The sequence below is a fragment of the Ciceribacter ferrooxidans genome, assembly GCF_004137355.1.
Classification (GTDB): Bacteria; Pseudomonadota; Alphaproteobacteria; order Rhizobiales; family Rhizobiaceae; genus Allorhizobium; species Allorhizobium ferrooxidans.
Map to the genome: position 1 here is coordinate 1 of NZ_SDVB01000041.1, position 443 is coordinate 443.

Here is a 443-nt window from a genome sequence, read left to right on the forward strand (position 1 = left end):
CGGCGATATATCCAGACATTCTGTCCTCTTCTACTTCCAGCAGTTTCCTGTAAGTTGCAATTTCAATATCTAGAGCTAGTTTAACATTCAACAGCTGCTGGTGTTCCCGTATCTGGCGAGCCAGGTCTTCCTTGAGCTTCTGAAGAGCGGCTTCCAGTTCAGTCAGTTTCTGCCGTGCATCTTTTAGGGCAGCTTCTCCATGTTGCTCGGCCTCAGCAATAGCCTTTTGTATAGTAGCAATCTGTTTCTTTACACTTTCAATCTCGCTTCTCATCCTCTGGATCAAACGGTTCAACTCTTGAATCTCATTCTTAGTGTTCTTTATTTTGTCACCGTGTTGCCCTGCCGTAGATTGTAGTTGCTGGTACTTTTCATTGTATGATGCTTCGGCTTCTGCTTTACTCCTGTCTGCTATCTGTTGATATTGAGCTTTTACACTATTC

The 443-nt window shown here is 43.8% G+C and carries 1 protein-coding gene; it reads right to left on the bottom strand.

Annotated elements, in window-relative coordinates; translation table 11 throughout:
* The coding region (locus EUU22_RS00770) for an intermediate filament family protein (RefSeq protein ID WP_165351020.1) at positions 1-443 on the bottom strand (443 nt) is incomplete at both ends.